We start from the raw sequence: 21034 nt of genomic DNA on the forward strand, positions 1-21034 counted from the left end.
AAAGCATTATGATAGCAACAACAACATTTCAGGACATCGCTTCAGTGAAATTTCTGAAGCATGACAGCATCAAAGAGCAATTGAGCGTGAAGCTTCAAGATGCCATTGACGACAGAAGAATCAAGCTCAAGGATTCAAGCGTTTACATGCGAAGAAACATTCGCGGATTGAGCGGAGACAATGAGCTTATCGAGCCGAATGACAATTTCGATTACGGCGTGAGAAACATCGCTTACCAAAAGTTGCCTTTGGGCGAAGCTTTGGTGGCGAAAGGCTTGTTGGTTGGCTTTTCCAAAACGGCCAACGACGGCGAAACGGATCTTAAGAAAGTGAAATACTCCAACGTGCTTAGCGACGATATCCCGGCGGAGCTTTTGAACGCGGACTTGATCGTTTCAGTGGACGGCACAAGTATTTTTGAGGAAAGAATCGGATTGCTGTTGATGCAAACCAAATCTGAACAGCCTGTGAGAGAAGCGATCTACAAGTTCTCGAACTGGAACATTTTCCCGGATGACAAGAAAATCAATGTGAAAATCAAATTCCATGACAAGATGCCTGACGACGCGAATTACTTTTTCGAGACTTCATTCATCGGAGATTACACAAGAATCAAATAATTCACAGAAGCATGAGGCTTAAGGGCTTCATGCTTACCAATCCCTTTAAGCCATGGGCAAAGCAATAAAAATCATATCGGAAACATTTGATATCAGCGGAGCAAGTCCGGTGACCAAGACCATTCAAATCGACAAGGATTATGATCAAATCTCAGGGATCCGACTCTTTACCAATAAGAAAACCATGTCGCATTATCATGTCCAAATCTCCAACCGGGACGAGGTGCTTGAAGACGCGGCGCATCACAAGACTTTTGAGGATCTGGCTTTGATCGACACGTATTATCCCCTTGATATTGATAACAAGGACAATGAATTGAAGCTTGCTTTCAGGCCTTCGGAAAGCGGAGAATTGAATGTGACGGTGCAGTTCAGGGTGGAAAATTCCATTTTGTGCCAGCGCAAGCAGTGCAGATGCAAGAATGAAAGCAGATACTAGCCATGCTTAAAAATATCCTCACCGAGTCAGCATCCATTATTCAATCCAACGAGGAATTTTCCGTGGATGGAGATTACGGGATTTGCATCGAAAACCACGGCCAAAGCTTGATCAGATACGGTCACAAAGGCATGGAAATGATGGAAATCTACCCTAAGACGCAGCGAGAAATCGGCCTTGTGCCGGAGCATGAGCTTGAAGGACGCCGAAGCATAGTATTCGAAGGTGAAGGCGAAAACAAAGCCTTGGTAGTCAGTTATAAATCCACTCAAAAAAATGTCGTTAATCGTAAAAATTGTTAGCCATGGGACTAGAATCGTTTGGAACGGGAACCGTCAGTAATATGATGAATATACTGGATGTCAAGCAAGATTTGCAAGGCCATTATGTGTATGCTTTGAACGCTGAAGGCAAGATTTACAAGCAATATTTGCCAGCTGTAAACACGAGCATCTTCATTGAGGTGGATGTGCCGGGAATAAGCGGAATTGCAGAGGACAAGCGTTTTGTGGATGTGATTCCTGAAGGCTACGCCTTGCACTCGGCGGTGGACAAAGCGCATTTCACGCCAAGTTTTGAGTTCTTTGAAAAATATCCGGAGTTCGTTTTTTTGTTTTTGGCAAATGGCGAGGATTGGTTGATCCGCCTTGTCGGAAAGCTCAAGAACACGACGATCTGGGAAGTAGCCAATGAAATAAGCTCGACGAGCGCGAACGGCCAAGGAAAGACTTTGCCGAAAATGAAGCTCAACTCAGTGACTTTTGAATTGGGGCCACCTCCGCCTGCCGGAAGGTTCTCGTGCTTTATCAATTCGAGCACGGGCGTTCATTACTTGCAAATAGATCCTGATTTCTTCAGCGTTGTCAATGATCATTATATTTTAGAAAGTTCCAATCTTCCAAACACGAATTTCATTTCAAGCGTGATCGAAGCTTCAGCGGTGAAAAACTGCTTGCTTTCGGTGATTTCTTATGGCAATGAATATTTGATTTTACAGGATGATCAAGGCACGATTTCATTTTATAGAAATGATCAATTGGGAAACATTTCAAGCGAGCCCAATATCATGCTTCAAGGTCCGGAGTTTGACAATTTGTGGCTGCATGAGCCATTGATCAAGCTTTGCCATTTTCACAACGGACCGGATATGAAGCTCCATTTCATGACGGCTTCAGCGCTTTATATTTACGACTTTAGCCGGGTGGCGGTGTCTGTGATCAAAAACGAGCGTTTGGCTTTGAATTACAACGGCAACCCGATGCAGTCGATGACCGACCTAGCCGCGGATGAGAGCTTTGCATTTACGGATGGAGTGTTCGCATTCACGAGCAAGATGGGCGTCATTGACGTAAATCAAGCCTTGTATTTGGGAAAAGTCAACACAAGCTTGTTTGCCTTTGAGGATATCGAGCAAGTGACAAGGCACTCAAGCCTTGACATGTCCAAGCTCAGAGTCAAGCTCAAAGACGGCAAGATTTTCTTTGTGGACACAAGCAATCTTAGCCAAGTGGAGCGTGATTCGATAGGCTTTGAGGAAGGCTTGATCCATCGCGCGACAAACATTATTTCCGGGCCTCCTTCGCAAAAATATGTTACGCTGACCAAGACACAATTCTTTGACAGCCGCATAGCCAACGAGCCCATGGAAAGCAATGTTTCGGTTCCTTTGAAAAGCTATAGCAAGCATTTGCATGCTCCTTTCCTACTGGTGATCGGCAGCATCACGCTGGAAAGCCAAGAGCAAATCGCTGTGCGCTTTCGGGCAAGCCAAGTGCTTTTGTTTCCCCAAGAGTCGGAAACCTTCACGCTTTACGGCGGAGAATCTTTGGAGGCGACGCTTGCCATTGAAAACGGCAATATTTCCGTTCGGCTCATCAACAAATCGAGCAACGCTATTCAAAGCGCGCGCTTCGAGATCCTTGACAATTTTCAAACGATATAAACGACGACTCATGCTTCTCAAACTTTGCAATCTCATCGGAACATTCGCCACGCTTCTGGCTGTGCCATTGAACGTGTGCTACTCTTCTGTTGTGAAGCTTTCCATATCCTCGGACATGCTCATGTTCACGAAGTCGGACGGCTATCTGGCCTATTTGAGCATTGTCTCATTGATTTGGATTACGACCAAGGCGTTCAACTCGGCGCATGACACTTATTCGAAATTCAAGGGAAAGGAGAAAAAGAATGCTGATCGATTGTAAAGGATGCGGCAAAACGTTTGAGTCGAAACGACGCAAGGTGTTTTGCACGACCAAATGCCGAAAAAGCCATGATTATCAATTAAAGAAAGCAACCATGAATAATCCTGCGACGCCAAAAAACACAGCTCAGGAATTTCCTTACAGCGGACAAGGCATGGATATGAAAGACCATATCATAGCTGACAAGCAAAGACAGCTTGACGAGCAAAAATCCGACTTCAAGGAGCGGCAACACAAGCTGGAAAATGAACTGGAAAAGCTCAAAGAGAAATACGAAAAGGAACGGGAAAAATCCAATGAACTGACGGTTCAACTGGCCTACAAAGACAAGGAGCACTCTTTGAGCCTGAAAGAGACGGAAAGAGAGCATAAGAAAGGGCTTGCCGGAATCGCCGAAACGATTGCCTCGAATGATAAATTGGCCAATGCCTTGACCGGACTTATTAGCTCGATGACGGGCGCACAATTGGCAGAAGATGGTAGTGATGAGGACGAGCAATATTTTCCGACCATGTTTCGCAAATGGTTCGACTCGGTGGACGAGCAGGCGCAGGAGAAAGTAGAGGAATTGATTTCGCATGTTTCCCACTTCGAAGGCAATGAGGCGAAAGTAATTCAAAGTCTTATCAATAATGTCATCAAAATCAAAAGCAATGTTACTAAAAAACAAAAAGCAGCTCCAACAGGAGAGTGAGCAAGCCAAGCTGGAATGCTTGGAAACGCTTAAAAAGAATCTGACGGTTGAGTCTCTTCGCATACTTGCAAGCAAGTCGGGCAAGAAAGGCATCAACAAGAAGATCAAGCAATTTCAACACTTGATATAAACTAAAAAACTGAATTATTATGGCTGCACCCATTATCGCATCGTCCGTTATGTCCATGGTTGGCGGAGCTTTCAAAAGCATTCCGCCGAAAGTATGGTTGATCCTAGGCGGAGGCGCCCTGACGATCTACGCTTGGAAGAATATCAAAAGCTCTCTGGATCGCAAGCGTTATGAGGAAGCCATTGACAAATTCGGCGAAAACAGCAAGGAAGGCAAAGCCTTGAAATTTGCCGATATCATTTATGGAGCCCTGTTTCCCTCCGGACAAGTCTATATCATTGACGGCACGAATGAGGGCGTATTGTACAGCACGGCTTTGGATGCTTACCGGGCAAAAATATCCTTTGGCCAGTTGGCGGTGGCTTATCGAACGCTGTTCAAACGGGAGCTTCAAAGAGACTTGCAGAATGATTTGAGCAGCACGGAAAGAAGGCGTTTTCAACAGTATTTGGAAAATGGAAAACCGCTGTTGGGCGGCATTCGCCAAAAGGCTAAACTTAGATCAAAACGCCTAAAATCGACTCAACCTGAATATTTCCTTTAGCATGAAATCATACCTGAACGCATCGCATGTGAAAAGCCGGGGATTGAGAAACAACAATCCTATGAATTTAGTGCTGACGAAGACCAAATGGAAAGGGAAAGTCCCCTCGTTGGACAAGCGTTTCGAGCAGTTCAAAACCCTTCCCTATGGCATTAGAGCAGGGATATTGAACATGCGACACAAGATCAAAAACGGCTACAACACGATAAAGAAATTAATCCACAAATGGGCGCCGCCGCATGAGAACAAGACGGCAAATTATGTACTTTTCGTTTCCAAACGCACCGGAATAGGCACGCATCAGGTCCTTAAAACGGATAAAGCCACGCTGAAGAAATTGGCGAAAGCCATTATCCAAATGGAGAATTTGCCGCAAGACAGCGCCAAGGTAACGGACCAAGATATTGAAGACGCTTTTGGTTTGATTGATAATCGCATAAGAATGGACTCGCCCATGGATACCACGGCTACGACGATTGGAGTCACGGGCGCGGTGTTGGGCGGCGTCCTTCTTTTATTCAAAAACAAAATCAAAAATAACGCATGAAAAAATTAAAGTACTTAGTCCTTCATTGCACCGACACGCCAGTTGGTCGTGTGGTGAGCAAAGAAGATATTGACCATTGGCATATGTCGCCTGTGGCAAAAGGAGGTCGTGGTTGGTCAAGACCGGGCTATTCGGATATGATCGGATTATGCGGAGAGCTTGTAAACTTGAGGCCATATGATCAAGACGAATTTGTCCAGAAGGAAGAGCGCACTTGGGGAGCAAGAGGTTATAATGCTATTTCAAGGCATGTGGTGTATGCCGGAGGCAAAGGCGGCGACACGCGAACGGACGAGCAACTGGCGACCATGTTCTTTTACTGTCATTATTTTGTCAGAAGGCATCCTGATGCGAAGATCATCGGGCATAATCAGATCAGCTCAAAGTCATGTCCGGGGTTCGATGTGCCTGCGTGGCTTAGATCCATTGGCATTGATGAAAAGCATATCGTCGAGGGCAAACTGGTGTAGTCATGCTGAAAGGAATATTTGCCAAGAAGGCAAGCGAGCTTTTAAACAATGTCGGAAAATCCATTGACAAGCTCAGCACCTCCGATCATGAAAGACTTCAGGAAGTCGGAAAGATCAAAATCATGATTATGAATGCCATGTTCGAATTGCAGTTGCAGCGGACGGAACTCTTGAAACAGGAAATGAACGGCAATTTTCTTCAAAGGTCTTGGCGTCCCATTCTCATGCTGATGTTCGGAGTCATTTTGATGAGCATCTTTTTCGGATGGACCGCGGATGTTCCCCGTGAGCTTGAAATGGAATTGATTCAGATCATCAAGATTGGCATTGGCGGATATGTCGCTGGGCGTTCGCTGGAGAAAATTTCCGAAAGGATTTCTTCGAATATCGACTTGTCATTTTTGAAAAAGAAAGACCGGGGAAAAGCTTATGAAACTTTTGATAAAAAATAAACCGCTCATGGTATCCGGGGGATCCGCGGCAGGCGGAATCCTTGGATTCTATTTGGCTAAGAAGCTCAAAAAAGAGCCTTTGCCTTGGGTGATCGCTTCGAGTTTTGTCGGAGCGGTGGTTGTTACAAGTTTAATGGATTGAATATGTTAGAATTAGCGTTACTGGGTGGCGGATTGCTCGCCGCGAAGATTTTTGGCAAGAAGAAAAAGCAAAAAGAGCCTGCAAGAGGACTTGAGGGAATTCCCTACCTTTCCAATAGGCAAGCTCTGAAAGTGTACGGCGAGAACGGTGAAAACGTAGGCGGACTTTCGGGCTTGGAAGGCGGCAAGGATGTGTATCAAATCATTACGGACATGATTTTGGAAAAAATCAACAAAAACGATGATTTGCCATGGAGAAAACCTTGGTCTACGGACAGATATGTCATGAGCAATGGTGATCCGGTGCCTAGAATTCCAATGAACTTTGTCAGCCATTCCAAATACAGAGGCATCAATGTGTTTTTGTTGATGATGGCGAATAGACCTCATCCTTTTTGGATGACCTTCAAGCAAGTTTCAGCTAAAAAAGGAACGATAAAGAAAGGCGCCAAAAGCGAGATTGTGGTCTATTACGAGATGATTTATCGAGATGACAAGAACAAGCGCATCACCAAAGCTCAGTATGAAGCTTCTGACAATCCCAATGACAAAGCGTATCCGATTTTGAAATATTACCGGGTGTTCAATGGGGCGGATATCGAAGGCATTGACTTTGGCTTGACCAAGGTGGAAGGCGAAAAGTTCGAGAATGAAGCCATTGAGTCGGCCAACAATATCGTTACGGGCATGCCGGAACGACCAAAGATATCACATGGTGGTGAAAGAGCGTATTACAGCCCAACATCCGACCATGTGCAAATGCCTTATTTTGATACTTTCAAAATTCCTCAAGCTTATTATTCAACGCTGTTTCATGAACTCGTTCATTCGACAGTAGCGCCTAATCGTCTGGATGATCCGGAAAGAACCAAAGGGCGCAAATTTGGCGATAAGCATTATGCGGAAGAAGAGCTTGTGGCGGAACTTGGCGCTTCATTTTTATGCGGCGATGCGGGCATATTATTTTCAACAGTCAATAATACGGCAAGCTATATCAAGTCATGGAAGGACGCCATAAGGCATGCCATGAAGCAAGATGAAAAGTGGATCGTAAGAACCATGCACAAGGCGCAAGCCGCGGCTGATTTCATTCATGGCAAAAAGAAAGGAAAGCAAGCCTTTCAACCTGAATACAGTCCGGAATACAAGAAGAAAAAACAGCCGGACAACAAACCCGAAGAAAAAGCCAAGAAAACTCCAAAACCGACGCCTAAACCTAAACCAAGTCCCATACCGAAAAAGAAGCCTGAAGCTCCCAAAGTGGATCATTTGAAAATGGCCAAGAAGTTCGAGGCTTGGGCGGAAAGATTGAAAAAGGCGAATGCAAAGACCAAGCAAGCACTTGAGGGCTACAATCGAAACACGAACAAGCGACTGGCTCAATATAATTCTAAGCTTTTTGATTATAATCAGAGCAAAACTTTAGAATCTTATGTGACTGGGCTTGCCAAAGCTTGGAAGGAAAACAAAGTTTACGCTTTGCTTCAAGGTGTTTCTCCGGTAGCTTCCAAGAAGCATTTAGTGCCTTTCTTGAAGTCTTCAGAGACTAGAAACGCAGGATATCACTATTATAATGTGGAAGGAGATCAGGCAAGGTTTGAAAAGAACTTTTCATATTATCAAGACTACCTAAAGGACGCAGGCATCGAAAGTGACAGAAGAGCCAAGCAAGCGTATCATTATTTGCTAAGTTTCTCGGCTGTGGATCCTGTGGATGAACACGAGAAGAAACAACAAAAGATTCGAGCGCTAGAGGATCAGTTCAGGCAAAGCAAGCAAAAAGGGTTTTTCCCTACGCCTCTGGCACTTGTTGAGAGGATGTTGAATGAGGCTAATATTGCCAATGAATCAAAAAGAATTTTGGAGCCATCGGCAGGCTTAGGCCATATCGCTGAAGGCATCAGTAAGAAGCATCCAAATAATTATTTGAAAGTGATTGAAATGACCCCGTCACTTCAAAAGATCTTGAAGCTGAAAGGTTTTGAGGTGATAGGCTCCGACTTTTTGGAGCATGCAAAGGAATATGATTACATCATCATGAATCCGCCGTTTGAAAAGCTTCAGGACATTGATCATGTGATGCACGCTTATCATAATTGCTTGAAGGATGGCGGCAGAATCGTTTCGATCATGTCGGAAAGTCCTTTTTTCAATAGCCAAAAGAAGGCAAAGGCTTTCCGAGAATTTATTGAAGAGATTGGCGGTGTGGCTGAAAAGCTTCCAGATGATATTTTCAAAGGAAACGATGCCTTTAGAAAGACAGGCGTCAAGACTCGACTGGTAGTCATTGACAAACCCACAACAAGCAAGAAATTATCAAATTCCAAGCAAAAAGAAGATGCCAAGCTCACAGAAGAGCAAAAGATCTATTTGGAGAAGAAAAGAAAAGTTGAAGTTGCTGTTGAAGCCGGAAGGATCAGCAAGCAGAAAGGCGAAAGCATACTGAAGCCTTACCTTGCCAAAGCCGAAAAGTCAAAGCAAACATCCATGTTTTAAACCTCATAAAGCCATGAATATCTCATTACTTCCAAAAGACCTACAGAAAGATTATCGAAAGTTCAAAAGAGCTCCCAGACGCTATGAAACCGAGCTTGAAATACTCATGGCCGAAATCGAGGAAAAGTATCCAGAGGCTTTGAAGGTGGAGAAAAAAGCTATCAAAAAGCCAGTCAAAAAAACTAGAAAACAAGCCTTGAATGGTTTATTTCATCCTATTGCTTCACCTCCCAAAATGATTAAAACGGATGTTATGAGACTTCCGGGAGATCTTGGCAAATGGATGGGAGAAATAGAGCTTTACGAGTATAGCATGGTTTTACGTGGTGATAAAGGAGCCGGAAAGACTCGATTGCTTTTTCAAGTGATGAATGCTTTTGCGAGCAAAGGCAAAGAGATAGGCTTTTTTACGTTGGAAATTGACGCTTCAGCAAAGCTTATCAAAGACGATTATAAAAATGAATACATCGACAAGAAGAATCAATCCAAGATCTTGACTGCATCGGAATGTCCGAAAGGCTTGGATTCGATTAGAGAAGCAGCCAAGGTGTTTGATGTTGTTTGCATAGACTCATGGCAAAAGATTCCGGATATCAAGCAAGATGATTTTGACAAGCTCAGAAAGGAATTTAAGCAAACGGTATTTATTGTGATCTTTCAATCCAATACCAAGGGAGGTACGAGAGGCGGAAACATGGCAGACTACGACGCGCAAGCAGTCTGCCATGTCAAAGATGGCGGTTTAGCCGTCTGGGAGAAAAACAGATATCAGGGTGATGATTTGGTATATGGGGTTTTTGATGGGAAGCTTTTAAAAGAGTAAAACCTTTATATTATACATTTAAAGATATCTTTTAATAGAAAAAATAAGTAATCATATAGATACATCATAAGATAGTTTATTTTATGATGTATCTATGTGATTATGGCTTTAGTTCTAATATTTAGTAACTCTGAAGATGTTATACATATTTATATATTTTGAGTGATTTTTTGGGTGATAGTCAAATATGTCTAATTTATAGTCTGTAGTACTTATAAATGATTCTTTTAAAGGAATATTAAGTTTTGAACAATAATTTGAGATCGTTTTTTTTACAGATTCTTGAACTTGGCACCCCATTGTTACCGATTTAATGATTTCTTTATCTATTTTAAATAAAGAAATGTTTAAGTCGTTAATTTTTTTTGATTCACTTCTATCCAAAGGTAATATTATCCTATACTCATCTTCATATTCCCATTCTTTCGACTTAACAAGCCATGATTTTGTGTCATCAATTAGAGCTCGAGTTTCAATAACTGAAGGTCTTATATTTGAATACTCCACTTTTTTTAAAGTGCCAACATTATCGTAAATATCTTTAGTGTCATAATCAAGATTTTCAAATAATGAAGATCCACAATCTTTATATTGGCCATTAAAAAAAGGAGATTCAGCATCAAATTCTACACATATTCCTTCATGGTTATTTGCATAATGAGACCACATTAGTAAATTGTCTAATTTTGAAGAGAAACAGATAACCCCTAGAGATGCTCGAGCTCCAGTCATAGTATCCATATAATCTTCATAATAGGCATCTCCTTCATTAGGATTATTTTTTAGTATAGAATTTATAGTCTTATAATCATGCTTAAACAATTCATAACCAGGAATCATTTCAAATGGATCATTAAACTCTCCGAATGTTGATATTCGTAAAAGAAAATTCTCAAAAAATTGTTCTCTGAAAGTCATGTATTTATAAATCGAATTCATATTTGTTTGATTAATAGTAAAATATTTTATTCGTAACCTAATTAAACTTTTTAGAGGTGGGACGTGATTTTTTAAAAAATACACCTGTTTTATTTATAAAAATAAGCAATCAACTTAAGTCTCATTGGGTTTTCTATTGTCAATGTAACTATCCTAACCTTAGCAAGGTAAAGATTATTAGATAATTGAATACTCTATTGGAGACAAATTTAAATATGATCCCCATTAGCTAGTTTAATTAAGTCATTAAGTAATAATTCGGCTCTTTTATGTAAGAAATCTTTATAGTTTAGAGTTGAATAATCAACATTGTTTGGGTTTGGAAGAAAGTTTGAAGCGAACACAGAAGGTGCTTCGTTATTTAGTTTATTTATCAATTTTGGTAAATATTCATGAGGGCTATTGTCACTTATTAAATTATTTTCTGAAGCAGCTAACATGCAAAAGTTTGCTAAACTATTATGTTCCTCTGGTGATGATATTCTTTTCAAATATGCTTTTGGGTATATATGATGAAACTGTTTCGAATTGTAATGAGAAAGGGCTTTTTCTGGATCAATTAGAGCTCCATTTGTTAGATTGCGAGGTGATTTTAAAGCTAAAAGTATAATTAATCCTCTAGACCGTGAATTATTACTTCTGAATGAAAGTTTTTTAAAAGTTTCTATATTGGGGAGCTGACCAAAAGGCTTCTTAGGATTTTCTTTATTAATAATAAAAGCGTCAATAGCTTTAAGATCTTGAGAAACGAATGATTCTGAAGCACCTCTATATCTTTCAGAAAATGTGCTTTGCCAAAACCATTTTCGAACTCGTCTTACATCTTCAAGGTTTAATGTTTTTCTTTTTGAAAAAATATAGCATAATACAATAGCAATAGCTTCATATGGTAGAAAATCCCAACTATAAATTTTAAACTCTGTTTTCAGTAAATCAATAGTTTTAAGCAAAGCTTTTTTTGCTATTTCTACTATGTCATCCATCTCATCTTTTTTCAAGTTTCTTAAGTTAAGTACTTGATCTTTTTTAATTCCTGTAAATTTAATAGCTGATAAGCACTTTAATACAGTGTTACCATCAATGTCATCAAATCCTTTTGGTTCCAGTGATATAGCAATTTTATCAGCCTCCTCATTTAAATCAAAACTTTCTGTCCATGTTGCTGCAACCATTAAATCATATGTAGATAACTTTGTTCCTGAGCTATTTATTCTCTCGAATATTGGACAAACTTCTTCTATTGTAAGTTCTTTTAAAGTTACAACTGGGACTCTGTAGTTAGTTATTACGTCGATTAGTCCATCTAGTCTATCTTGAAGTTCATCAGCATTAGGATAACTAACAAGCCCAGATCGAAAATTTAGAAGTTTGGTAGTGTTATATATTATTCTCAATGGGAATTTAGTTTGATCGAAAATTTCGGGTGCTTCTTTAAATTCTTGATCAATTAAATCATAGACCGCATCAAATCCTTCATCATCAGTTAAAGCACCTAATGCAGAATAAATGACTGTTAACCTCTGTTGACCATCAAGAACATAATCGGTTGGTGACATGTCATCAGTTTCTGGAAGTTTAAACTCACCTATATTTCTTTCAACAGCAAGTGAATTTTTAGTTTTCCATAATAGAAGACTACCAATAGGGTAGTTATTTGTAATAGAGTCTAAGAGTTTTAAAGCTTGCTCTTCTTTCCATACAAATTGTCGTTGGAACTGAGGAACTTTTATTTGCCCAGAATTTATATCTGCAATTAATTCTTTGAGAAATGGGGTTCTAGTTTCAAGTCTACTGGCTATGTTGGCTGACATTTATAATTATGTTATATGATTGAAATATACTTGCTTTTTTCTAAGCAACATGTTTCTCTTCTTTGTTATCGATTTGTGTTACCCCTTTATTTTGTTTTTCTTCCTGATCAGTTTTTTTTCGTTTTATTAAATCGAGTAATTTCATTAAAAGTATTGGAGTGATACTAATCGATGAAGTGATGAAAAGAATATCTTTTAAAAATTTGATTGAATCAGAGTCTGTTAGTTTGTTCGTAAGAAGAATAGACATTAATACCATTGCAAATGTCATTAGGGAAAGAACTATACTACTATATTTAGTAGTATAGTGATTTTTTTTATTTAAATATATTATTTCAATATCTTTGTTTTCTTTAAGAGTATCTGTCATTCCCTGTAATAATTCACAAAATTCAATTTTTTGATCTGAACTTAAAAAAGAATTTGCCATAATTTCATTAATAAGGTCATTGGATAGAGAATATTCATTATATAAATCCTCTTTTTTAACTCCATATTTTTTTGCAGTTGCTAATATTACTGAAGAAAGTATGTTTAATGAAGGAATTTTTTTATCTATTACTAATGGTCTAATTGAATATAATATTTCGTTATTTGCGGTTTCAATTTTTTGAGTATATTCTTTCTTTTCTCTTTTACCGAAGAAGTATCTAGTTGCAAAAAATACAATTAGAGAGCTAATAATTCCTCCTCCAATTCCTGTAACCCAAGGGTTATTGATAATTTCTTCCATATTTTTCAAAATGTAGTCAAAGGAAAGTTTGTGTTGTAATAACAAGTATCATAAGTAATGCATTTTACTTCTTTCCTATATATAGGTTGTTCTTAATGACACTTTGTAATCACAGAAAAGTATATTTATAAAACAATTTATTGAGTTAATAGTTGTTATGTGTCTATGTCTGATTTCAATCAAGAAACTACGTATAATTATACTAATAAAAGAGAATGAATTGAGAAGGAGGGAGTGTTTGAGAATTGGCTTACATCAAGCCTAATACTTTTCTTATATCAATACTTTGTCTGGGAGAATCTTTGAGTATTGCTTAATAATCGTCTTCAGCTCTGTATGATCTAAGGCTTTAATTACTGTAATTTCACTTACGTTTCTGTTTATTCGCCATGAGAGTGTATTCTCATATGGTGAAATAAATTAATCAAAGACTAATGAATCTGGAAAAATAGAATTATTTAGTGAGCCAACGTTGAGCTCTGCGTTGAATTTAATATAAAAATACTTATAGGTGCTGTCGATTTTTGGAATGAAGAAAGCGTCTTCTTTTCCTTTAAATTCTAGAGAATCAACAATTTTATAATTTGTCATTTTATTTTTAGTTTTTTCATCTAATTCCATTTTTACCAAATAAGCTTTTAAAGGATTTTTAATGCTATCTATGAAAAAAAAATTGATTATAAAAGGCTCTCCAATTTTTGCTGTTTTTGATTTATAAGTGCTGAGAAATGGTCTTATGATTTCTTTAGTGATAGAATCATTTTTATAAAATACTTTTTTAAGAATTTTATTGTAGCCTAAATCATCATGGATAGTTATTCTGCGTATCTGCTGATTATTATTAGTTGTATCATATAGAATTACTGAGTCAATTGGAACGTCATTTTTATAATTCATACTTAACAATAAATTCCCATTTCCTGCGAATTCATTATAATACCCATGATATACGCTATCATGCATTTTAAAGTGTTTGTGTAGCGATCCGTTTTTTTTGAATATGAATACTTCGGCGTCTAAAGCTCCTTCATAATCTTGATGTACTTCAACTCTTTTATTGCCATTTGGCCAGTATTCGATTTCAATATGTTTTTCTTTTTTGTGACTACATTGAACAAGGGTAATGAAAATTAGTAGTGTGAAAATTTGTTTCATATTGGAATCATTCTGGCTTAAAAAATATCAATGAATCGAAAAATGTAGTATTATTTAGTTGTCCAAAATTAGAAGGTAGTTTAAACTTTAAGGAAAAGTATTTATAAGTGCTGTCAATTTTGGGAATCATTAATTCTCCATGTCTTCCTGTGAAATCTGTTGATGTGATTGTGTCTGAAAAAAAGCTATTTTGATATTCATTACTTGGGGTTAATTTAATAAGGTATACTTTTCCAGTATCAGGAATATGGTCAATAAAAGAAAAGTGTATTGAGAAGGGTTTGTCTACTGTCGCAAGTTTATTTTTAGGAATGTATGTATTAATTAGTGGGGAAAGTCTTTGTATGTCAATTTTTCCATTTTGATTGTAGAAAATTTGTTTTAGGTTTTTATTTAAGCCTAAAGTGTCATTTATGAATACCCTTTTTAAGCTTAATTGACTAGAAGCGGTATCATATATAAATGCAGAATCGACAGGGATGTCAAATTTATATTTTAATTTTTTGTATAGATCACCATTTGAAGTATATTCTTGATAAAGGCCATGTGTCATGTTTTTATACCTTTGAAAGCTCTTAGATATTGAACCATTCATTCTGTAAAATGAAACTGTTGAGAAGTCTTTGTTATCGTGATCAAATTCAATTAGTGTTTTAAGATTACCATTTGGCCAATGATCCTTAATGACATTTTTATGAGTAGTATCTTTACAAGAGAAAAGCGTAAAGAATAGTATAATGTATAAATATTTAAAATTAAGCATGTTTATTCAGGTAAAGTTTCATGATAATCTCCAAATCGATTAAAAAATCCTTCTCGATATAATGTTTTTACAACAATTTCATTGTTTTTAACTTCATATTCAGTGAAATACCTTTCTGATAAATCAGGGTTTAGTATTGTATGGTGTCTGTTTGTCATTACTGTATCAACTTCAATATCTGACTTTAATCTATTTTTTGCATTTGTATAAGCTTTGTTAATTACTCCTTTATTACTTACAGCATCATGGGCAATATTTACTGGGTGTGATATAATCTCATTTAAGCTTTTAGGATATAATGTCTTTAATTTTCCTCTTGATTGAAATGAAAATAGAATTTCGTCAATAATGACATGATGATTAATTTTGGCTATACCAATTGCTTCCATTGGGCCCGGTCCAAACTTTGACATGAAATCATAGGCTTCTTCATATGTAGGTTGTTTGTTGGCTTTTAGAAAGCTATTTAGATAATCGACAAGCTTGAATCGTAAATATGTTTTAACACTTTCAACTTTTTGATTATTTAGTATGTAATCATCAGCTAGAATTCCTAATCTAGCTTTAATATAATCATCGTGTAGCCTTGAGCTGATTCCATATCTTTCAATGATTTCTTTATCACTGTATTTGGCGTGTTGATTAATTAATTCCATGTTAAAAGGCATTGACTCTAGTTCTCTTAAAGTTGCCCAATCTTCTTCAGAGCCTTTTCCTTCATATTGTTGTCTCCAGAATTCTTGCATATGCTCCGTGTAAACAGAGGATTCTGGAGGAGGAGGAGTCTTTTCAAAGCTTTCAAAGTTTGAGGAATTACCATTGTTTCTTTCTCCATTACCTTTTGTTTGGAGTTGAGCAGGCATTTCATTTGTAAATGTGTTCAAGTTAATTGAATTGGAATTATTAGATTTTTTTGCTTGAACAGTGTTTTGAGATTCTTTTTGTTTTTGCTTTTCAATCCAACGTTTTTTCATTTCCTCATCAGCCATTCTTTGAGCAATGAGGTTGTTGTTTTGTCCTTTGTATAGGTCTTTCATTGAGAGTTAGTGTTGTTGAGATAATTATTTCGCTAAAATATTATATTTTACTGTAACATGAAAATTCATTTTATCAATTTATAGTATTATAAGATTGATAAAACATTACAATCCTGCATCAGATTTCAATCACGAAACTGCGTATGATTATGCTAATAAATGAGAATGAATTGAGAGGGTGTGGGAGGGGTTGAAAATAGGCTTACATCAAGTCTAATGCTTCTCTTACATCAATGATTACTTTGTCTGGGAGAATCTTTGAGTAATGTTTAATAGTTGTCTTCAGATCTGTATGGCCTAAGGCTTTCATTACTGTAACTTCACTTACGCCTTTGTTTAATAACCATGTAGCATAAGTTTTTCTAGCAGTATGTGTCGTAAGTACTGTTTTGACATTGCATATTTCTGCAAGCTCCTTAAGATATTCATTGTACTTTTGATTGCTAATGATGGGTAATTCATCTTTATATTTGTCTAGTATCGTGATAGAATCCGGCAGTAGGGGGATGATGCAAAGCGTATTGGTCTTCATTCTGCGAATGTGAATATATGCTCCTTTATCACTTACTTTTACATGCTCTTGGGGCTTGAACTCTTTAAGATCGGAGTAAGCTAAGCCTGTTTTGCATTGAAACATGAACAGATCTCTTACTCGTTCATGCTTTTCCAGTTCGAATTCGGCTTTTTTGATTTTACCCATATCTTCATCATCCAGATATTTGATTTCCGGATTCTGATTTTTAATTTTTTCTGTAAAGCTCTTTAAAGGATTGGATTCTATGTATCCCATATTGAAGCTATGCTCAAGCGAAGCTTTGACTTGGTTGATGATTCTTATTGATTGATCATGGCTGATATTGCAATCTGCTCTGAGATACTTGGAGAGGGTATTAGCAAAGCATTTTTCGATATTGTCAGTAAGTATATTTTTACTGTTTGTATGCTCAAGGAAGTGACTAAGGTTTTTTCTTGTGTTTTTTAGCTTTCTTAGTGTTGAGTCAGCCAAGCCTTCACTCATTCTCATTTCAAGGTATATATCAAATACCTCTATAAGTTTATAATTGACCTTTCTTTTGCCTTCGTATATCTCTTTTATGATTTTGGAAGAGATGATTTTTTCTTGTTGTTCAAGGTTAAGATATATCTTGTAAAGCTTGGCTCTAAGATTTTGTAGGATAAGGTTTCCAGATTCAGCTAATTCGCTCATGCCTGTGATAAGTCCGTCTCCTTTGCTGATCCAATGAGAGGGTTTTACTCTTAGTCCGGTTGATATTTTTGTGATTTGTCCTTGGTAATTGATTTTGCAGTATAATGGTGCCGTTCCGTCATTGGATAGACGGTCTTTACGTAACCACATATTAAGGTTAAGATTCATTTTATTACTCTAGAAAAATTAATTGTTTAGAGATAAGTGGTTTGAATATGGTGGTTGTAATCTCTTTATGAGGAAAAAGAGAACCAGATTACCTTAATTTTTGGTGCAATTTGAATAATTAAGTGGATTAATTTTGTAGCCTCGCTAGGAATCGAACCTAGATCTAATGTTTAGGAAACATCTATTCTATCCATTGAACTACAAGGCCATTATTTTGGGATCACGAAATTACTGAAAATATATCATTAGGCAAGTTTTAAAGAAGATTTTTAAAACTTGCGAAGTTATCATTTAAGCATGCCAAATGCGATGTCCAAATATGTGAAAATATCTGTTGGATGATGATCGATTTTCTTTTTTGATCTTTTCTCACCAAGTCTTACGATAACCGCCTGCTTGTCAGGAATAACGATTATATATTGCCCGAGAATCCCTCTGGCGTAGGGGACTTTATGTCCTTTGTATTCTGCGATCCACCACTGAAGTCCATAGAAATCGACAGGCTTGTCGTGCTTGTCTTTCAGATAGCTTGCCGCTGTGAATGACTCTTCAATATACCTTTCGCTGATGATTCTTTGTCCTTTCCAACTTCCTTTGTTCAATACCAGTTGGCCTATTCTTGCGAAGTCGGGAGCATTGGAGTTGAAGCAACAGTAAGCTTTCTCAAATCCGCCTTCCGAGTCAAGACTCCATAACGCGTCGTTGTGCGCGCCTATTTTTGACCAAATCTTTTCAGACATGTAATCGGAGATGTTTTTGCCGGTTGCTTCGCTTAATACCATGGCAAGAAGTTCTGTGTTTCCGCTGAGGTATTTGAATGTTTTTCCGGGCGTTTCGACTACGTCAAGTTGGTTGATAAGCTTGGGTAGGCTGTCTCCATAATAAGCTTCTGTAGTTAGAGAAAAAGGACTTGAATAAGATTCATCCCAATTCAGCCCAGAACTCATGGTCAAAAGATCTTTGATAGTGAGCTTCATGTTCTTCTCACTATTGAAATGCTTGACATATTTGCCGACGGGATCATCTATGCTTTCGATTTTACCTTCTTCGACAGCGATTCCTATCATCAAGCTAACGATGCTTTTGGCTACTGAGAAAGAGTTGCTGATAGAGTTTTCATCATAATCATCCCAATATTGTTCATGCAATATCTTGTTGTCCTGAGCGATAAATAAAGCTACTGTTTTAAGTTTCTCGATATCGTGGAGTTTGTCAGCGGGAATTTGATGTTTGTTATATTCTTCGCTTTTTTGCCAAGGTTCGTAATCGCCTATTTTAATGACTCTATTTGCGAATATTTTGTAATCATCAATGTCAGGTGTCGTATAAAAAAGAGCTTTTTTGACATATAAAGGTAAAAGAGATACGATGATCACCAAAGCAAGAGCTGATAAGAATATTGTATTTCTGAGTTTATTGTTCTTTTTCATGAAAATCAAGTCAAACTTTGCATTTGTGTTTAAAAAAAATAATTTTTTTAATATATTCTAATTTATTTTCTTCGATTCAAAAAGGTAAAAATAAATTGTCTATGATAAAAATAATACTGTTTATATTCTCTATATGTATTAATAATATATTTGCGACCCCCAAAAATGAGACCACAGAGAGAAAGCTCTATCCCAATCTTGACCATTACGTCAAGTTGCTCAAAAAATCATATCCAGATGTAGGTAAAGTGTCGAATGCTCGCCTGAAGGTCATTGGACAGTATATAAAGTATTATGAAGGAGGTGATAAGCCTGTATTGGTGTTTTTGGATACAGAATCGAGTACGGTAAGTCAACTATTGAAAGTATGGGCTGAAACGGCTTCATATCATTATGAAGTTGATAATGTGCATATCATGTATGCTTCTGAGAATGGAGAGTCGATGGAGTATGACGCTGTCAAAGTGCTTGAAAAAATCGGGTTTATTGTCTATAAAACTGAAATCGACGGTTATTCGAGGTTCGAAGTAAAATATGCTCCAGCAAAAAAGCCATTGATGATGGATCCTGTTTTTGTCAGTGAAATCGTCCAGTTTTTGCCAGAATCAATGGGCGTATATGTGAATTCAAAAGAATTTTTATCTGAGTCTGTTTCTACAGTATCAAGCTCTAAGCTTGAGTATGTTCATCCGGACTGGAAATCGCTTAATGAGCAAATCGCTTTGGAGATGTTTTACTTGTTTGCTCACTTGAGAAATAAGGCTGAGTATGATGCGAAGAAAGCCCAAGAGCAAAAGAAGTTTAGATTCCGAGATATGAATGGCATGTAAAAAAAGAGGCAAGCTTTATAAGCTTACCTCCCTAAACTACTAAACACCGATAAATATGAGTATTACTACTAAACACTATTTCTGACTGAAAAATGCATTTGATAATACTTGTTCAAATATTCGGCCATTAGTATTCATATTGTTCGAAATTTTATACTCTGGATTATTTCTGCCTGTAAGATTTTAAGGCTTTTACTATGTATTGCAATGGTTTTGTTAAGAATACAGTTTTTTTGATTCAGTGTGAATAGAGAGTTGAAGTTGGGTATTTTAATCTATTTCGACTTTAATGCCATCAGATTCGGTATATGCTACACATGTAAGAATATATCCATCTTTTATTTCTTCCTCGCTGAGCGCTTCGGAGTTTTTCATACTGATTTTCCCGGAGTTGCATTTTGCTCGACAAGCTGTGCAAAGTCCGCTTTGGCATGAAAAAGGAATGTTTACGCCTTCTTCTAGGGATGCTTCCAATATGGTTTGTCCTGGTTCCACGGGAACTTCGTACATCTCGTCTCCATAAATAAGTTCTATTCTATGTGTTTTTGCGGAACCAGCGTCGCCTTCTATTGACTCAGTCTGCGTAGCGAAGAATTTTTCTTGTTTGATTTGATCGTCCGATACGCCCATTTCGGCAAGTGTTTGGGATATCGTTTCCATCATGGATGCAGGGCCGCACATATAATATGTAGAGCTGAATTGACTGCTTAGTTGTTCTAGATACTTTTTGATCTTTAAGCCATCTATACGTCCTGTTTCGCCTTGCCAATGACTATCTTCTGATACTTGGGTTAGTGTGTGAACGACAGTGAATCTTTCTTTGAATTTATCAGCGTATTCATCCAGTTCTTTGCGGAATATAATGCTTTCAGATGTTTTGTTGCTGTATATCAGTAGAACTTTACTATTGGATTCATCATGCAAAGCTGATTTAATCATTGACATAATGGGAGTAATGCCGCTTCCTGCTGCGAAGAAAATCAAATTCTTGGTTTTATTGTCTGGCTTGTATGTGAATGTTCCGGATGGTTGCATACAAGAGAGTGTTTGTCCGGCTTTCGAATGATCGCACAAATAATTGGAAACTAAGCCATTATCTATTCTTTTGACGGAGATTTTCAAATTCGAGTCAGTGCTTTCGCAACTTGATAACGAATAAGACCGTCTTTCTTCTTCTCCATTCGGTTGAACGGCAATAGTAAGGAATTGTCCGGGCAAGTAGCTCCAATTGTTTTGGTTTTCCAAGATCAAGCTTATCGCTTCTGGCGTTTCTTGTATAACTTCCAAAACTTTAAGATTTGAGGAGTTATTGTCTGTAGGCTTATTTTTTTTCTTGAATAGTGAAAATACCATATGGAATTCAGTTTTTATATAATGTGTTGATTATTAGATACCACGATA

The 21034-nt window shown here is 37.6% G+C and carries 24 protein-coding genes and 1 tRNA gene; 15 read left to right on the forward strand and 10 right to left on the reverse strand.

What is annotated here, in order from left to right:
* Nucleotides 1-8 precede the first annotated feature (8 nt).
* The 14 genes from AABK36_RS06290 to AABK36_RS06355 all read left to right on the forward strand — a co-directional run bounded on the left by AABK36_RS06290 (nt 9) and on the right by AABK36_RS06355 (nt 9560).
* Nucleotides 9-620 carry a hypothetical protein gene (locus AABK36_RS06290; RefSeq protein WP_309941361.1) on the forward strand — a complete coding sequence of 204 codons (612 nt, stop codon included), beginning with the start codon at nt 9-11 and terminating at the stop codon, nt 618-620.
* A gap of 52 nt (nt 621-672) precedes the next feature.
* On the forward strand, nt 673-1059 hold the full coding sequence (locus tag AABK36_RS06295) for a hypothetical protein (protein WP_309941362.1): 387 nt from the start codon (nt 673-675) through the stop codon (nt 1057-1059).
* 2 nt (nt 1060-1061) lie between these two features.
* On the forward strand, nt 1062-1361 hold the full coding sequence (locus AABK36_RS06300; RefSeq protein ID WP_309941363.1) for a hypothetical protein: 300 nt from the start codon (nt 1062-1064) through the stop codon (nt 1359-1361).
* Nucleotides 1362-1363: 2 nt separating this feature from the next.
* Nucleotides 1364-3001, forward strand: coding sequence for a hypothetical protein (locus tag AABK36_RS06305; protein WP_309941366.1), 1638 nt, complete (start codon nt 1364-1366; stop codon nt 2999-3001).
* 10 nt (nt 3002-3011) lie between these two features.
* On the forward strand, nt 3012-3263 hold the full coding sequence (locus tag AABK36_RS06310) for a hypothetical protein (protein WP_309941368.1): 252 nt from the start codon (nt 3012-3014) through the stop codon (nt 3261-3263).
* The gene (locus AABK36_RS06315; protein WP_309941370.1) at nt 3247-3957 is read left to right on the forward strand and encodes a hypothetical protein; all 711 of its coding nucleotides are present in this window, start codon (nt 3247-3249) and stop codon (nt 3955-3957) included. The genes AABK36_RS06310 and AABK36_RS06315 overlap by 17 nt, the downstream gene beginning before the upstream one ends.
* Entirely contained in the window at nt 3917-4087 is a 171-nt protein-coding gene (locus AABK36_RS06320; RefSeq protein ID WP_309941372.1) for a hypothetical protein, read from the forward strand. The genes AABK36_RS06315 and AABK36_RS06320 overlap by 41 nt, the downstream gene beginning before the upstream one ends.
* 49 nt (nt 4088-4136) lie before the next feature.
* A complete protein-coding gene (locus AABK36_RS06325) occupies nt 4137-4631 on the forward strand; it encodes a hypothetical protein (protein WP_309941375.1) in 495 nt (164 codons plus the stop codon).
* A 61-nt stretch (nt 4632-4692) separates the two neighbouring features.
* Entirely contained in the window at nt 4693-5178 is a 486-nt protein-coding gene (locus AABK36_RS06330) for a hypothetical protein (RefSeq protein ID WP_309941377.1), read from the forward strand.
* Complete coding sequence (locus tag AABK36_RS06335) at nt 5175-5648, forward strand: N-acetylmuramoyl-L-alanine amidase (protein WP_309941379.1); 474 nt, start codon at nt 5175-5177, stop codon at nt 5646-5648. Before AABK36_RS06330 ends, AABK36_RS06335 begins: the two co-directional genes overlap by 4 nt.
* A gap of 2 nt (nt 5649-5650) precedes the next feature.
* The gene (locus AABK36_RS06340; protein WP_309941380.1) at nt 5651-6100 is read left to right on the forward strand and encodes a hypothetical protein; all 450 of its coding nucleotides are present in this window, start codon (nt 5651-5653) and stop codon (nt 6098-6100) included.
* 7 nt (nt 6101-6107) lie between these two features.
* A complete protein-coding gene (locus AABK36_RS06345; RefSeq protein ID WP_309941381.1) occupies nt 6108-6242 on the forward strand; it encodes a hypothetical protein in 135 nt (44 codons plus the stop codon).
* Nucleotides 6243-6244: 2 nt separating this feature from the next.
* Entirely contained in the window at nt 6245-8737 is a 2493-nt protein-coding gene (locus AABK36_RS06350) for a zincin-like metallopeptidase domain-containing protein (RefSeq protein WP_309941383.1), read from the forward strand.
* A gap of 13 nt (nt 8738-8750) precedes the next feature.
* A complete protein-coding gene (locus AABK36_RS06355; protein WP_309941384.1) occupies nt 8751-9560 on the forward strand; it encodes a hypothetical protein in 810 nt (269 codons plus the stop codon).
* Between the two features lie 114 nt (nt 9561-9674).
* Here AABK36_RS06355 and AABK36_RS06360 read toward each other — a convergent pair whose 3' ends face one another.
* The 9 genes from AABK36_RS06360 to AABK36_RS06400 all read right to left on the reverse strand — a co-directional run bounded on the left by AABK36_RS06360 (nt 9675) and on the right by AABK36_RS06400 (nt 18803).
* Nucleotides 9675-10478, reverse strand: a complete 804-nt coding sequence (locus tag AABK36_RS06360; RefSeq protein ID WP_309941385.1) for a DUF2971 domain-containing protein — start codon at nt 10476-10478, stop codon at nt 9675-9677.
* 230 nt (nt 10479-10708) lie between these two features.
* Nucleotides 10709-12310, reverse strand: a complete 1602-nt coding sequence (locus tag AABK36_RS06365) for a GmrSD restriction endonuclease domain-containing protein (protein WP_309941387.1) — start codon at nt 12308-12310, stop codon at nt 10709-10711.
* A 40-nt stretch (nt 12311-12350) separates the two neighbouring features.
* A complete protein-coding gene (locus AABK36_RS06370) occupies nt 12351-13043 on the reverse strand; it encodes a hypothetical protein (protein WP_309941388.1) in 693 nt (230 codons plus the stop codon).
* Between the two features lie 420 nt (nt 13044-13463).
* Nucleotides 13464-14198 (reverse strand): toxin-antitoxin system YwqK family antitoxin, encoded by a 735-nt coding sequence (locus AABK36_RS06375; protein WP_309941389.1) that lies wholly within the window; start codon nt 14196-14198, stop codon nt 13464-13466.
* Between the two features lie 7 nt (nt 14199-14205).
* Nucleotides 14206-14961 (reverse strand): toxin-antitoxin system YwqK family antitoxin, encoded by a 756-nt coding sequence (locus AABK36_RS06380; RefSeq protein WP_309941391.1) that lies wholly within the window; start codon nt 14959-14961, stop codon nt 14206-14208.
* A 2-nt stretch (nt 14962-14963) separates the two neighbouring features.
* Nucleotides 14964-15950, reverse strand: coding sequence for a hypothetical protein (locus tag AABK36_RS06385; protein WP_309941393.1), 987 nt, complete (start codon nt 15948-15950; stop codon nt 14964-14966).
* 250 nt (nt 15951-16200) lie between these two features.
* Nucleotides 16201-17355, reverse strand: a complete 1155-nt coding sequence (locus AABK36_RS06390) for a site-specific integrase (RefSeq protein WP_309941395.1) — start codon at nt 17353-17355, stop codon at nt 16201-16203.
* Nucleotides 17356-17509: 154 nt separating this feature from the next.
* Nucleotides 17510-17581, reverse strand: a tRNA-Arg gene (locus AABK36_RS06395).
* Nucleotides 17582-17660: 79 nt separating this feature from the next.
* A complete protein-coding gene (locus AABK36_RS06400) occupies nt 17661-18803 on the reverse strand; it encodes a serine hydrolase domain-containing protein (protein WP_309941398.1) in 1143 nt (380 codons plus the stop codon).
* Nucleotides 18804-18904: 101 nt separating this feature from the next.
* Here AABK36_RS06400 and AABK36_RS06405 point away from each other — a divergent pair, with 101 nt between their 5' ends.
* Nucleotides 18905-19633: a hypothetical protein gene (locus AABK36_RS06405; protein WP_309941400.1), complete on the forward strand. Its 729-nt coding sequence runs from the start codon at nt 18905-18907 to the stop codon at nt 19631-19633.
* Nucleotides 19634-19903: 270 nt separating this feature from the next.
* On the opposite strand, the gene AABK36_RS06410 is transcribed toward AABK36_RS06405, so the two are convergent.
* Nucleotides 19904-20986, reverse strand: a complete 1083-nt coding sequence (locus tag AABK36_RS06410; RefSeq protein ID WP_309941402.1) for a ferredoxin--NADP reductase — start codon at nt 20984-20986, stop codon at nt 19904-19906.
* Nucleotides 20987-21034: the final 48 nt, after the last annotated feature.

It is taken from the genome of Aureibacter tunicatorum (assembly GCF_036492635.1).
In the GTDB taxonomy this organism is placed as follows: domain Bacteria; phylum Bacteroidota; class Bacteroidia; order Cytophagales; family Cyclobacteriaceae; genus Aureibacter; species Aureibacter tunicatorum.